8 protein-coding genes are annotated in these 15095 nt (G+C 61.3%); 2 read left to right on the top strand and 6 right to left on the bottom strand.

Features of this window, described 5'->3' with window-relative positions; translation table 11 throughout:
• On the bottom strand, window positions 1-511 hold a 511-nt coding region (locus tag AB0O81_RS13430), incomplete at its 3' end, for a TetR/AcrR family transcriptional regulator C-terminal domain-containing protein (RefSeq protein ID WP_363585083.1).
• 153 nt (window positions 512-664) lie between these two features.
• Here AB0O81_RS13430 and AB0O81_RS13435 point away from each other — a divergent pair.
• Together AB0O81_RS13435 and AB0O81_RS13440 are read left to right on the top strand one after the other, a co-directional pair.
• Window positions 665-1972, top strand: a complete 1308-nt coding sequence (locus tag AB0O81_RS13435) for an MFS transporter (protein WP_363585085.1) — start codon at window positions 665-667, stop codon at window positions 1970-1972.
• Complete coding sequence (locus tag AB0O81_RS13440) at window positions 1969-3594, top strand: amidohydrolase (RefSeq protein WP_363585087.1); 1626 nt, start codon at window positions 1969-1971, stop codon at window positions 3592-3594. The genes AB0O81_RS13435 and AB0O81_RS13440 overlap by 4 nt, the downstream gene beginning before the upstream one ends.
• A gap of 488 nt (window positions 3595-4082) precedes the next feature.
• Here AB0O81_RS13440 and AB0O81_RS13445 read toward each other — a convergent pair whose 3' ends face one another.
• The 5 genes from AB0O81_RS13445 to AB0O81_RS13465 all read right to left on the bottom strand — a co-directional run bounded on the left by AB0O81_RS13445 (window position 4083) and on the right by AB0O81_RS13465 (window position 15087).
• Window positions 4083-8468 (bottom strand): SdrD B-like domain-containing protein, encoded by a 4386-nt coding sequence (locus AB0O81_RS13445; protein ID WP_363585089.1) that lies wholly within the window; start codon window positions 8466-8468, stop codon window positions 4083-4085.
• 1907 nt (window positions 8469-10375) lie between these two features.
• Complete coding sequence (locus AB0O81_RS13450; RefSeq protein ID WP_363585091.1) at window positions 10376-11380, bottom strand: alpha-L-rhamnosidase C-terminal domain-containing protein; 1005 nt, start codon at window positions 11378-11380, stop codon at window positions 10376-10378.
• Window positions 11377-12336 carry a sugar phosphate isomerase/epimerase gene (locus AB0O81_RS13455; RefSeq protein WP_363585093.1) on the bottom strand — a complete coding sequence of 320 codons (960 nt, stop codon included), beginning with the start codon at window positions 12334-12336 and terminating at the stop codon, window positions 11377-11379. The genes AB0O81_RS13450 and AB0O81_RS13455 overlap by 4 nt, the downstream gene beginning before the upstream one ends.
• On the bottom strand, window positions 12329-13900 hold the full coding sequence (locus tag AB0O81_RS13460; RefSeq protein ID WP_363585095.1) for a GMC oxidoreductase: 1572 nt from the start codon (window positions 13898-13900) through the stop codon (window positions 12329-12331). The genes AB0O81_RS13455 and AB0O81_RS13460 overlap by 8 nt, the downstream gene beginning before the upstream one ends.
• 47 nt (window positions 13901-13947) lie before the next feature.
• Entirely contained in the window at window positions 13948-15087 is a 1140-nt protein-coding gene (locus AB0O81_RS13465) for an ROK family protein (protein ID WP_363585097.1), read from the bottom strand.
• Window positions 15088-15095 lie beyond the last annotated feature (8 nt).

The following is a 15095-nucleotide window of genomic DNA, read 5'->3' on the forward strand; positions in this document are numbered from 1 at the left end:
CGTCAATGAGCCGGCCGAGCGTCTTCGTTTCGCCGGGCGGTTGCCATATCTCATCGGGTGCGGTGAGATCGAGACCGAATCCGATCGCAAACGCGTCAAGCACCGCAATCAGCGCGAGCGCTTCGTCTTCAGGAAACCCGGCATCGACCAGGCTGGTCGCGAGAAGATCGTAGTGCTCAATCGCCTTGGCATCCGTGATGGTTTTGCCGACGATGAGCGGAACCAGCGCCGGATGAGCCGCATACATCGTGCGTTGTTGGCGCATGATCTCGGCGATCGCCTGATCCCACGATTCATGTGCGAAGCCGCGCATGTACTCGGCAACGACGCGGGCGCGCATGAGTTCAATAATCGCGTCTTTGCCATCGACGTGATTGTACAGCGACGACGGTGTCACTCCGAGGCGCCGCGCCAGCGCGTTCACGCCGAAAGGCGTGCCGGAGTCGACCAGCTTGAGCGCCTCATCGGCGATACGGCCAGCCGACAGCAGCGCCACTTTGGGCCGGGCCATGCGCTCTCCATCCGTGGGCGTCTCAACAGCCTAAAGGCTTCATCTGAGATCGGGGCGTCCCTTCGGTGACACATGGGTGTAACAATAAACGAATACCGTTCGTTTAGGCGTTGACGACTTGCCACACCGAAGTGACCCGAACAAAGGACACCTATGACCGATCTCTCCGTGCGCGTTCCCTTGCGCTTTCCTACCGCCTCCGCCACTTTCGCGATCGGTATCGCCGGTTACCTCGGCGTAAATCTTTCGCCCTACATGATCTCGGCTCTTCACGAAGGGCTCGGCGTTGACGTACTCACCGCGAGCTGGGTGGTCACGGCGTCGCTCTTGGCGACCGCCATCGTCGGGCTTGCGATTGCTCCCCTCTGCGCTGGGCGCCACCGCCGCGTGATCGCGCGTATTGGCCTGGCCGTTGCCCTCGCGTTCTATCTCATCGCGGCGCTCGGACCCGAGACGTTCATCGTGCCTGCCGCGTTGATCGTTGGCGGAGCCGGTGCGGGCGCTGCCGTTGCTGCTTCCGGCGCGGCCCTCGCCGCGTTTCGGAACCCCGACCGCGTCGCCGGGTTCAATGGCCTCGCCAATCGCGGAGTAGTCACGATCGTCTTAGCGGTCGTGCCGCTGTTCGGGCTCGCCCCCATCAACGTCTTCGGCTCGCTTGCGCTCTTCTGTCTTATCGCGCTCGTCGCAACCAGTTGGCTTCCCGCGGCGCCCGTCACCACCGCGCCCGCCGGAGCTTCCAAAGCCGAGGCCATGCCGATCGACGTCGCCGCAACCGGCGCTATCCGCACCCCAAGCACGCCCGACCGAACCGTCACCATCGCGGGATTCGTGCTCCTCGCAACCTTCGCGCTGTGGGCGATCAGCGAGGACTCGCTGTGGGCAATGGCCGGAGTCATGGGTGCCGCCCAAGCGAACCTCACCCCCGAAGGTCTCGGTCTCGCCCTGAGCGGCTCGACGGCCGGCGGCCTCATCGGGTCGATCGCCTTGATGGCGGTGGGCAACCGGCTCGGCCGAGCCGTGCCGTTCGCGGGGCTGCTCGTCGCAGGCGGCATCCTGAAAATCGTCGAAGGGTTCACGACCGACGAAACCTCGTTTATCGTCGTCTTCATTCTGTGGAACACCATCTACGCGGTTGCGTTCATGTACTTCGTGTCCACCTCCGCGGCGCTCGACGCCGACGGGCGCTGGTCCGGTCCGCTCCTCGCCGTCTACCTGGTTGGTTCAGCGCTCACTCCCCTCATCGGCGCCGCACTCGTCGAGGCTCTCGGCTATCAAGGATTCGTCACGGCGCTCGGCGTCGCGAGCTTCGTTCTCGCCGTGCCCGCGTTCGCCGTCGCCGCCATCTCGAGCCGCGCCGAGCGTGTGGCGCGAGAACTCGCCGTCGCAGAGCTCAACGCAGAGCCCATCGCAGAGCCCAACGCAGAGCCCAACGCAGAGCCCAGCACAGAGCCCCTCGTATGACTCGCGCGCTCTACACCGGTGGCCGTATCTTCACCGGCACCGAGAACGAGTGGGCCGAAGCCCTCGTCGTTGAGGGCGGCGAGCTACTCTACGTCGGCGACGAACACACGGCACGCGCCGAAGCCGGCCCCGACGCACACTCCACCGACCTCGCCGGCCGCCTGGTGCTGTCCGGGTTCACTGACGCGCACACCCACCTTGTCATGATGGGCGATGCGCTGGGGCGCGTACCGCTGACGGATGCGCGCTCCCTGCAACAGATTCTGCAGCGGCTGCTGGCGGCGCGCGAAACTCAACCCGACGCTACGCGCCTGCTGGGCACGGGTTGGCTCTTCGATTCCTTCGACGGCGCCGTGCCGACGGCGGCGATGATTGACGCGGTCGTCCCCGACATCCCGGTGTACCTCGACGCCAACGACTACCACTCGTGTTGGGTAAACACGGCCGCGCTGAAAGAACTCGGCATCACCTCGGAGACAGCAGATCCGCTCGGCGGCAGTCTTTCACGAGACGATCACGGTGAGCCCACCGGACTGCTCTACGAAACCGCCGCGCAACAGCATGCCTGGGCATTCTTGGCATCGGTCACGACCGATGCCAACCGTGACCAAGCAATCGAGCGGATGCTGTCGGCCTACGCCGCTGCCGGCGTCACCGGAGCAGTGGATATGGCTCTCGACGAACTCGGCTTGGCCGCTTTGCAACGCGCAGCGGCCAGGCGCGGCGGCCGATTGCCGCTTCGGGTGGCCGGGCACTGGTTCATCGAAAACACCGGCGACGACACCGCCAACCGGCAGCAGGTAGAACGCGCCGTTCAGCTCGCGGCGGAGGTGCATTCGCCCTGGCTTCACGTCGTGGGCATCAAGCTCGTGCTCGACGGCGTCATCGATGCCTGCACGGCGGCCATGACGCATCCGTATGCAAACGGCTCGAATGCCGAACTCATCTGGCCCTATGACGCGCTCGCGCCGGTGGTTGCGGCAGCGGATGCGTGCAAACTGCAGATCGCGCTACACGCGATCGGTGACCGCGCGAGCACCGTTGCGCTTGATGCGATCGAGCACGCCATCCGCGTCAATGGTGAGTACGACCGACGGCACCGTATCGAGCATCTTGAGTATGCTGCGCCGGGCACGGCCGAACGCATGGCCCGCTTGGGCGTGACCGCCTCGATGCAACCCGTACATGCCGACCCCGCCATCTTCGACAACTGGGCCGCGATGCTCGGTGATGACCGGGTCGACCGGGCGTTCGCCTGGCGCGAGTATATTGACGCCGGGGCGCTGCTCGCGTTTTCGACCGACGCCCCAACCGCGCCGCATGCCGCACTGCCGAACCTCTATATCGCTGCCACGCGCGCATCCGCACTCGACCCGTCGTTCGCGCCGCGCGACCCCTCGGGCGCGCTACCACTGGCCGAAGCGCTCGTACACGCGACGCGCGATGCGGCCGCGTCGGTCGTGGGCGCAGAGAACCGCGGCGTACTTGCGGCCGGCAAGGAGGCGGATTTCGTGATTCTCGACACGGACCCGTTCAATGAGGGTGTCGACAAGCTGCTGAGCGCCCGCGTGGTGCGCACGGTGGTCGCTGGTGAGAGCGTCTACGACGCGTCCGCCTCCTGAACCGCAACCGTCTACCTGGTGTGGGTGGCGTGATTCGGCGATACGTGCACCCTCGAGTAGCTGAATTTCTTTCGTCACCGCCTGCGACCCCTTCCTGCCTTCTCTGAACCCACACGGAACCCACACAGAACCCTGTCTCCTCGAGACAGGGTTCTGTTTTTGAACGCCCGCATCATTGTCGGGACCCGCAGAACACACTCGCAGCAGATCCCTCGTAGTCCAGTCGAACTAAACGAATCGATCCCCTGTGACGAGGTTGGACAACGCCTTCTCAGGCGCCTTGAATACCGTCCGTCGATCATGTAGAACCGAAAGGGTTTACTGCGTCCAAATCATTGGCATCGCGCTCAGGCGTGACGAACCGTGCAAGCGGGAATAGCCGCAGGCGAGGAGACCTGGGGTGTCTGCCTCGCCTGCGGCTGAAGGTGACTCGAGAAACTAGCCGGTAATCCAGCTATCTCGAGGCTTCGCTTGCTCGTGGGGTCGAGCTACGCTCCTTCAGCGATCCCATCGCGCCTCTTGGCTTTTGCAAGAAAGAGACCCAAAACGATGAGAAGTGTTGCAATGCCCAGTGTTCCTCCGACCGCTACACCTGTAACTGCGAGCGTGTTGTCGGGGGTGTCCACAGGCACGGGCATGACTACCGCGTCGAAGTAATTCGTGGCGGTGATGACCAGCGATTGAAGCTCGCCAGGGTTTCCGGCACTCACGAACACGGCAGTGTCCTCGCTGTCATAGTCAACGCTCGACTTCACCGCGCCGCCGTCATCACTCTCAACGCCGTAGCAGCGCGATCCCAGCGGCAGGAGCACAGTTTCACCGCTGGCATGCGTCGCAGTTACGGACTCTCCACCTTTCACCGTGATCGAGCCTGAGTACACGGTGAGCGGTTCAGCCAAATCGACATCCACCTGACAAACAACGTCAATGACGAAGTTCAGCGCCAGCACGTCTTCACGGTCCGCACCATCGCCAGCCAGTACCTTCGCAACGGTGATGGTTCCCGCGGAATACTCGTTCACGAAGCCTGCAAACACGGTGTTCTCATTGTTGTTTTCGACAATGACCACTGTGACCGACTCGGGGACAGCATCTGCCCCCGCGGAGTCAGTTTCCGTGATCACACATGAAGATGTCACTGGAATCGGAGCCAGACGATCGCTTTCCATCGTGGTTTCTTGCGCGACCCGCTCCAGCGTGACGGTGTCGTCGAACACGACACCGCCAAGGTATGTGCACGTCACCGAGAACTTGAACGGTCCAACTGCGTTGTCGCTACCGACTCCCGAGAGATCTTTCACGATCACAAGGCCGCCAGTGACCTGAACGAGACCGGCATCGACGTCGACACGATCATCGGCCACGCCGAGAACAATCTCACCTGATTGCCCTGTCTGCGGGTCCGCATCCGAGTCAACCTCGTCGCCTGTTCCTTGATCACGGTCCGTAAAGAAGAAGCCATTCTCTTCCACCCACTGCGGGTCGAACGTCACCACATAGGTGCCCGACGGCAGATTGCTGAACAGGTAGGTTCCATCTACCGTCGTTGCCGTACTGGCGGTGATGACGTTGCCGTTCTGATCTGTACCCGACAGCAGGACGGGCACGCCTTCAACTGCAGGCTCGTCTTCATCCTGAATTCCGTTCGCGTTGAGGTCATTCCACACGAGATCACCGATGCTCGACGCCACGACCGTGAGCGAACGCGTGACGGGGCCCACGCCTTGAAGCACACCGTCGGCGTTCGCCGCTGCGGCATTCATATACACGTCATCACCACTGTTACCGAGCGCAATCATCGACACATGCATGTCGAGTGTGCCGTCGGCCGGGAACGACCCTGCGATCAATACCCGGAGTCCAGTGACCTCGGCGGCATTCGCTGGGCAATCAGCAGCAGTTCCGGAGCCACTGACGGGTACCCCTCCGGTCGAAGCATCGCACCACACTGTGGCACCAGCTGCACCGTTCGTTGAGTCTTCCGGGTCAGAATTCAGCGACGCAGGAGCGGCTGAGGTGTAAAGCAACACCGGGGTTCCGTCAGAGGCATCGATGGTCGCTTGATCGAACGCGAGCGTCCCGTTGAATGAGGTACCACCCAGTCCTTGGGCAGGGAGCACATCGATCACGTCGATGTTGCTGATTCCCGTTGTGTCGATCACAGCAAAGGACACATCCCACTCAAGCAAGCGCGGGTTTGCAGCGTCCGCCGGATTAACTTCGACCAGCGGATTGACGACCGTCTTGTCGATCTTGATGCCCGTGGGGGTCTCGATTTGAATGTTTGCTTTCGAGGTGCGCGCTGCGTCTGTAGAGGTGTCCCCCTCGGCGGTGACCTTCGCCTCATTGGTCAGCACGGTATTTGGTGCGGTCGCCGAGATTGCCACGGTGTAGAGCACGGCAGGGATCGCGCCGTTGATGGGTTGCTCGCCGAGTTCCCAACGAATGTAGGTCTCGGCCGCATCGCACGTAAGCGTCGCCCCGGCCGGATTCGCATCGGTCGACACCAGGGCAGGGAGAATTGCGTCTCCCCCTTCCAAGCTTGAGCTGACGAATGACTGATAACGGGGCAAGCAATCCTCAATGATGACCGCCGAAGTCGCACCGGTGGTCACGCCCGCAGTCAAAGAAGGCCGCAATCGGTAGTTCGCTTCGGTGTCGGACGAGTAGACCGGCACGGTGTTGGAAACCCAAGTGCTGGCGGCGGGGTCCCACACCTGCTTGCTTAGGCGAGCAGTGACGGCCTGAACAGTGACTCGGTCACCCGCACGGCCGGTGTGTTGCTCGGGCCCGTAGCTGGACTGAAACTTCCAGTCTCCCGCGTCAGCCAATGCGTCAGCGGCAGATACCGGAGTGCTGGAATCACTGTAAACGACCTTTGTGCTTCCCCAGTTTCCAATAACGTCGCCTGTTTCGACGTCGTCCCGAACGGTGAATCCGATACTGAATGAGGTGCTGTAGTCGAACGCATCGGCAATGTCATCTTTGATGATGCTGGTGACGATTCGCACCTGCGACACGGCGGTGTAAACCCCGGTTGCAGCCAAGGCAGGATCGTTGCCAGCAACAAGTGCGGGATCAGAGACCCAACCGGTGCCCTCATTCAGACATGAGTTCACGCTGGATACGCCCGGCGTGCCGCTGTTGTACTCAACGGTGTATGTCGGCAGGGGTGCCGTGGAAGAGTCCGTCAGCCAAACCGCTGCCCCATTCGAGGGGTACTTCTGTTCGTAGCCGGCGGTGCCGAACGGCGCAGCGGGAGACACTGTGCCCGCGTCAAGACCCGCCCACTCGGCGGCAGTCAAGGAAATCGCGGTGTTATCCCACGCATCACAAATGATCTGTGTCACAGCCCCAAACCCTGGAGGGCTATCGCCGCCCTCGGTCAGACCTGAAAGGATCTTGCCTCCCGGCTGAACAATACCGTTGCCGTCACGGAGCGCGGCCGAGCCTGCGGGCCCAGCGAAATTGCCCGAGGCATACCCCGTTCCGCCAGAGTTCGACGTGTTCCCGGGTTCGCCCAGAAAGAATTTCCCGAAGTTTCCGGTCAGGTCGATGGTTGTTGTACCACGGCGGTGGTTGTTGTCAGTGTTCGTCTCAGCTTGTAGCTCTGCACCCGACAGGTCCGTTGCTGTGAGGCTTGCATAGCTGTTTTCGTATGGAAGCCGGTACGAGCCTTCGCTATCTGGCGCTAACTCACCGATGGCAGAAAGCGCCGCCATCGGGTACTCGACGGTGAACCATCCGGACACGACATAAGCCTTATCTGCAGGCATTGCGACGTTGCGCGTCCCGTTCAGCGATGGGTACGTCACCGCTGTCGTGTCCGTACCTGAAATCGTGACGGAGATAGTCCCGGTAGAGCCCGGGGAGCAATCGAACGTTCCTGAGTTACGAACAGCGTTGTCCGTGGCGCCGCCAGCGGCCGCGCTAGAACCGTACGGGAAGAAAGAGCCGCCCGTGCCCAGTGAAGTCACCGCTCCACAGCCGAGCACAGCTGGTGCGAGTGAGCTATCCCAGCCAGCCTTGGCTGTGGTTCCTGCTCCCCAGAAAACGTCGGGGGAAATGTCATCGATGAAGGTTATATCTGAGCTCAGCGGGGTGTTCCCCTTACCGCCGGCCTGGACGGAGATCAGGATCGGGAAACGAAGCGTTTGACATCCGACATATCCGGCATCGATGAACGACTGCGTCGTACAGGTCGTTTCATTGACCGCCACATAGCCGGAGTTGTCGTCAGCGGAGCTGGTGCCGTTTTTTGAAATGTCGTAGCTCGGCTGAGCGACGACCTCAACGCTTACGGAGTTGGAAGTGTGCTCAATAGGAGCACCATCGCTCGCTGCGGTAGCACTGGCTGTGGCTTCGAATGGATCCATCGTTGTGCCGTTGGGTACTTCGCTGCGCACTTTGGCCGTGAAGTCGTAGTCGAGTGTCGAGCTGGTGCTTCGATCGGCAAGCACGCAGGTCACCGTTTGCACCGGGAAAGATTCCCAACTCGTCGCAGACAACGGCGCAGGCAGGGCCCCCAAGGACGCAGGGGTCACGCTGGAACCAGTCAGGCAGTAGGTCGGAAGTGAGGCTAGCTCCTGCCCCTGTGGAAGCTCGAATACAACCTGCGGCGCAGACAACGCACCGCCCTGGTTTGCGACGCTGACGGTGTATGTCACCGTGTCGTTGGTGCGCACAACCCCGTTCGTAGCGTCGGCGTCCATTGAATCGAACGGCGCTGTGCCGTCCTCTTGGACCACGATCACGTTGAGCACTTCGCCTGCAGCCAAAGCTGGCATGGCCCCTACGGTCAGCGTCGTCGCCAGCGCGACTCCTACCGCGGCAGCAGCCGCGATAGCGCGATGAACAGCGTTGTGTTTGTGCATTTCTCCCCCAAGATTGCGACCACAGCTGATCAAACGCGACGTGGCGTTAGATCGTCACACCCATGTTCGGGCCACAGGTGCGTGTTCGGACAATTTAACAGTTCCAAGGGTTGATCGCGCAAGATACATCAAGAAAAGTCTCCTGGCGCGGAATCATCCCCTTTACTATGAGACTCATAGTTGGCGTAGTTATTACGCGAAATCAGAATCTTTTTCCCTCCCGGTCGAGCACTCGAACACGAGTATGTGCGACCTACGTATTGCCATCCGCGCCACCCCCATTCGACCGTGTCGCTTGCAGAGTGATACGGAATCAAGTTCCGCTCGCTTGGCACTCGAATCTTCGCGCGGCAGCGCAGGATCCGCGGTGATGCCAGTTCGGGTGGACCTGCCGCGAAAGCGTTGAGAAAGAACCGGGCCGTCCCGCGACGAGATGAGCCGTTTCATCAATCAGATGAGAGATCGCTTCGGAGTCGAGGCCATCTGCCAGGCCGAGGTGGAAGCGCGCGTTGTCGATAAGGAAATGGAAAGGCAGTGCGACATCTACTGTCGCGCTTCACACAGATCACCGTCGCTCACCTTCCAGGGCCCGATCGTCGCGCGCGGAAACGATCGGACGAGCTTGATCAAGAGGGGATGCGTCGCGTCGCAGCCGTCCGTGATGAGCATTGTCGATCCTCCGAGTCGAGGTCGCGGAATACGTGGAGGTTCGACGGTGGTACCGCGGCGAAGCTCGGTGGTGCTCCCTCCCGAAGTCCATCGGCCCGCGCATTGAGCGTCGCCCTCTCAGGGCCTTACGGTGACCAAAGTATAGTCGCCGTGGACCGCCTCGCGGACGATGTGCACGGGCCGCCGTTCACTGTCACCACTGATCGCGGCCGAGTTGGGCATCAGCCAGTCGTGCCTGTATAACTGGATCCGCCAAGACCAAGTGAATCGGAGTGAGCGGCCCGCAGTCGCTACGTTAGAGAGTGGGGAGTTGCGCCGGGCACGCAAATGAATTCGCCAGCTCGAACTCTAGGTCGAGATTCTCACGAAAGCCTCCCAGTTTCTGGCGGAGGAAGCCGCACCCAAAAGGGTGATTCGGCCTGGGTTTGATTCCGCCCCCTAGCCGAGCATTGAGTGACGATGGCTGACGAATAGAACTCTCGGCTTCGACTGCAGCCTAAATCTCCCCCAGCGCGATCCCCAGCTGCAGATACATCCCGCTGATTAGCCGTTCGTTCACGCTATACCGAACGCACTGACCGCGGGTGGCCGTCGCTCGCGGCGGATCAGCGATCAGCGTCCCCTGGTCCACTAGCTTGTCAATCGCGTTGAACTCGGTCGGCTACGGAATGTTGAGCGCTCGGGAGGTCTCTGCGCGAGTCTCGTTCGGTGACCCGCGCAGATGCCCGATGATGCCGGCTCGCACATATTGCCGAAAACTTTGATCGGATCCTCCGCAAAAGCACTGTTTCCGGGACGAGTGTATTTCGGCGGCGACCCACGGTAGGGGTCCGCAACGTTTGACCTACAGCGTGTCGACACAGAACGAAAGCCCCGTATTTCCGCCGATTCCTGCCATGCTGAGTCTTTCGAGAGTCCGCGAGGGTGTGTCCGAAACCCGCTAATAAACCCAGAACCGCCACCGTTCTTTCTCAAGTCTTTCTCACGCGCCAAAACCGCAAGAAAAAACCCCCGATAAACGGGAGTTTTTTGGCGGTGACGGTGGGATTTGAACCCATATTCACCGAGATCACCACGGCTGCACTCATTCTCAAACACTCGGTTTTCTGCGGATGTGAGTTCTCAACGCTGACCTTGGTCGACCGCAATTTCACTGCATTCTTTCTCAGGGGCTTTCTCGCCTAGCCGCTGCCTCAGAGAATGTGGCGCTATTCGTTTCCGAGCGCTTTGCATTCGAATTATGACCCGCGCGCCTGTCGCGATCGCACAATAATATCGTGCTGTCCGGACGAGTAGTCGCGGCAGAACCCACCCACCTCCACCGTTGCAACGACCCCGACCGGCACGTCGATCGCGATTCGAAGCTCGCTCGGAGTTCTGTGCCAATCGACGGCAAGCCGCCCGTAGGGAGTTGCCACTTCGGCGGACGCGCGCTCAAGCAAGTGCGTGCAACGCGGCGCGATGCGCGCTCGTTGCCATCCTGGCTCTATAGGCGCCAGCCCAGCAACATGTTCGAAAAGCCAGTCGTCAATGGTGCCAAGAAAGTAGTGACCGCGCGATCGCGAATCGGCGTGCCAGTGTTCCCACAGTGATGTCGCACCACTATCGACCCAGAATCCCCAGCTGGGGAAGGTGCGTTGAGTTGCGATCGCGAACGCGAGATCGGCATGACCGTACTCGGTAAGGACAGGAAGCAGCCACTTTGTCGCGAGCGCCCCCGTGTTGAGACGGTTTCCGCGCGCACGGACATCGGCGACAAGTCCGTGCACTACGGAACCAATCTGCTCCGGCGGAATAAGGTCGACAGCAAGCGCGAGCACCTGATGTGATTGGCGAAATCCATCGTCGCCAACACCCCGCACAGAACCCGTTTCGCTATCGAAGAACTCTGCCAGGAACGCGTGACCAACTTGCTCTCGCGCCATCTGCCATTCGCCGCCAGGTTCGCCGAGTACGCGAGCGATTTTCGCTGCGGTGGCGAACATCATCGCGAGGAATACGGTCGCGGAGACGCGCGGGTCCTCGTCAGGGATACCACCACCTGGATCGGTGTCAGGTCCGACCCAGTCGCCGAGCGTTGCCGTAGCGATCCCGCGGGCAGAGCGCGCGAGTTCGAAACGCAGATAGTCGACGATCGGGCCCCATGCGTTTCGCAAGGGCTTCGAGACACGGAGCCGCCCACCGAACCATGTATCTTTCGACAGACGTTTCGAGCCGTTCAGATATTCGACCCGCTTGGTCACCGCTGATGTTGCGCTACCCAAGCCCAACTCACTGCGGCGCTCTTTGTCGGGTCCATCGAAGCGCGGTCCACTTCGATGATCGTCCAGCCATCCCAGTCTTCGGGCAGTGCCGCGATGATGCCGTCGAGATCGAGCTGTCCGAGGCCGGGTTCTAGAAAGATACCCGCGTTCGTCGCGGTGCGGTAGGGCGTCGGGCGTTCGCGGCTCCGATCCGCGATCGACATGTCGAGATCCTTGATATGCAGGTCTAGCAGCCGCGCAGAGTGCCGTTCGATCATCCTGGCTGGATCGATGCCGGCCCAAGCAAGGTGGCCAACGTCGAAGGACGCGCCGAGGAGCGAAGCAGGGATCGCCGCAAGCGTGCGTTCGATCTCCTCCTCTGTCTCAATCCATGTTCCTACGTGGTTGTGAAGCCCTGCCTGGATGCCTTCGTTTTGCAAAACTTCAGCGGCTGCGCCGAGAATATCGATAACTCTGTCGAGGCGTCCTGAATCAAAGGAAGCACCGATGCCCACGGCCTCTTGGGTGCGCACGGTCGTCGGCGCCCATGACACTTCAGGTGCGAGAAAGATCGTCGACAGTCCGAAGAAATTCGATTCCTCCGCTTTCCGTCGCACGCCGTCGAACCAACGGATCCATTCAGCGCTGTTTGGTCGCAAAGTAACGCCGTGGTCCTCGGGTAGCGACACGTTCGTGTATCCCGGAGCAACTTCCAGCCCGGCTGCTTCGACCATACGGCGATAGTCCTGCAATGTCTGAGTGGCGAGCACTTCCATCATCGTCGCAGTGAACCCTGCCTCCCTGATGTGCTTGAGCACGGCAGGGTAGTCCGCGCGGAAGGCTGGATCAGCGAAGAGCCAGAGGTCCTCGCTCGACGGGTCGTTCGGATCTGCCTTGAGGTTGATCCACTGGATCGCGTTGAGGGCGATTCTGTCCTTGCGCAGTGCACTACTCATTTGATGCTCCTGTCGAGGTGAATTGGAGAGTCTCACCGGATGCTGGCCCAGGTAGCTGACGCGATATTGCTCGCGCCGCGCGCACTGCCGTCACCACCCCGGTGAGAGTGGCGTTCGCGACCACTGGTGTGGGTATCGCCCCGTTACCGGCGACGTAAAGATTGTCGAAACCCCACACGCGTCCGTCCGGACTGCAGACCGAAGTACCGTCGTCGTCGGCTCCCATTCGCACAGTCCCTGTAAGGTGCAGCGACGAACCCGGGGGCAACACGGCCATCTCGGTCTCAACATCCTGTGTACCGAATCTCGAAGCCAAGCTGTGCAGTGTGGCGATTGCCTGCTGGATGAGCGCGCGATCCTTCAATGAGTATTCGAATTCGAACCGGATGCGCGGCATTCCCGCGATGTCGTGATCCGTGTCGGAGAAAGTCAGGCGGTTCGTGGCCCGCGATTCCACGGGGCTGTAGAGGGATATGCCTACGGAGTGAGCGAGTGGAGCGTCATCTTCGTCAAAGTAGGTGGTATTCATGATCTGGCCATGGAACGGCTGGTCGGGTCCGTTCTGAGGAATCCATATCGCGTCGGTGCAAAACTCTCCCTCGTGCGGTGTGGGCAACTCGGAGGTCGACAGTCCGAATCTCTCTGTGTCCAGAAGAACCCGACCGGTGACGAAGGCGTGCTCGTTGAGGTAGCAACCAAGGGCGTCGGGTCGAATACCTGAGGCAAAAAGCAACTGCGGAGTGCGAAGTGCGTCAGCGCAGATCAAGACCGTCTTGGCGAACAATTCAAACTCCACACCTGAAGCCACATCGCGCACTCGGACGCCGTCCACCTGCCCATCGTCATCTGAGATGATCAATGCCACGGCGAGAGTACCGGTCATAAGTGTGAATTCCGCATCGGGCTCTCCCGCTATGGCAGGGAAGATAACTCCTGGACCGGTGCGCGGAAGCGGACCAGACTTGGCCTTTTGCACGGCCATCGGCATGGGTTGCGGATCACGACCTGTGTGGGCGGTTTCAGCGAGCGCCTCTCGCAACACATCAATCACGAGACGACCCGTGTTGGTGGGTCCTAGCGGAGCAGGAGTGACCTTGAGCACCTGTTGGGCGAGCGCAAGGTCTGCGTTCCATTGCTCGGCGTCGCCGAAATCAAATACCTCAGCTCCTGCAGGCCACGGTGTCGCGGCCGTCCAGTGGACGCCCATCCCGCCCGCGTTCCATGCCAACGCCGATGCTGGCATCGCTTCCGCTTGTTCACCGAAGGCGAGGGTATGGAACATACCCGGTTGGAGGTCGCTTAGTCCCCCGGAAGCATCGCGCACTACTTCGGCACCCGTATACATGGCCTGGATACCGGTGGCGACTTTCTCGTTGTATGTGCTCCAGAGCGCCGGGTCGTCGACGTCGTGCAGGTGTAACCCCGCTGTTTCACCGATAGGTTGGCCACCCTCGACCATCAGTATTCGCGCCGTCGCATCGGTCTCACGAATAAGGCGTGCCGCGGCCGCGCCCATGATTCCGCTACCTACGATGAGCACATCGACTCGATCATTCTCAGTCATTCACTTCTCCTGGGTGATGGGGTTCGTGTCCAAGGGGATCGGTGCTTCTACACGTCCGGAACCAACGGTCCGAAGAGCTCCGTGTCCATTCGGTCGAGCACAAATCTGAGTGCGCCGATGAGCGGGCCGTCAGCACCAAGCGTGCTTGTTCGCAGCTCGATCTCGGGTGCCTGTGCGCGACGCAGAGCGTCCCGCACCCGAGGAAGAAGGACATCTGCACCCCGCTCAAGTCCGCCTCCTAGCACGATGAGTGACGGCGCGATCGTCCATGACAGGGTGGTGAGGATATCGCCCACATGCTCGACGAAAGCGTCGACCTCTTTCTCCGCGTCCGGGTCCCCCGCGCGCGCACGGCGATAGACCTCTTCTGCCTGCTCCCGCTGTTCGGAGATCGGGGAGGTCAGGAAGGCCACAGGGCGTTTGTTGAACAGCCCTGCGTCGAGTGGCTGCGCTTCCACGATCTCACCGGCAGCGCCCTGAAACCCGCGATGTACTGAACCGCGGATGAGGACGCCGAGTCCCGATCTCACCCCGAGAATCGACCAGACCATGTTCTCGTGGTCGCTCGCATTCCCTCGCCAACGTTCGGCTAGGGCTCCGAGATTGGCATCGTTGTCGGCGAACCAGGGGACCGGAACGCGGGCGTTTAGCGCTGCGGGCAGATTCATGCCTACCCACGCCTCCGCGTGCACGAGGCGATGGATGATGCCGTTCTCGTCAATTGCACCACCGGCGGCCATGGCACCGGCCCGTAACTGTTCGATTGATCCGCCGGCATCGTCAAGGGCTTCGTGGACTAGCTCGGCGACCACGTCGAGGGTGCCTTGCGGGTCGAAGTAGTCGGGCAGTAGGCGGTGGGCTCGGCCGAGGATGCGCCCTCGGACATCGGCGACAACGACAGTGGCATCGAGCGTTGAAACCCGTGCTGCAGCTAGCAGCGAGTGGTCGGCGCGTAGTTCAAAGCGCCGCGGTGGGCGGCCAGCGCCGCCGGAGAGCGGAACCCTGTCGAGCTCGGAGACCCAGCCTGCCTCAACGAGAGCAGTGAGGATGAGTTCCACAGTGCGCCGCGAGAGTCCGGTCTGCTCGGCGAGTTCTGACATGCCAACTGGGCCAGCAGCAACCGCGAGGGCGCGGAGTGCCGCGGAAGTGTTGAAGCGGCGGAGCGCTCGTGGATCAAGTCCCTGCAATTGAAATC

Source organism: Microbacterium sp. NPDC076911 (genome assembly GCF_040687125.1).
Classification (GTDB): Bacteria; Actinomycetota; Actinomycetes; order Actinomycetales; family Microbacteriaceae; genus Microbacterium.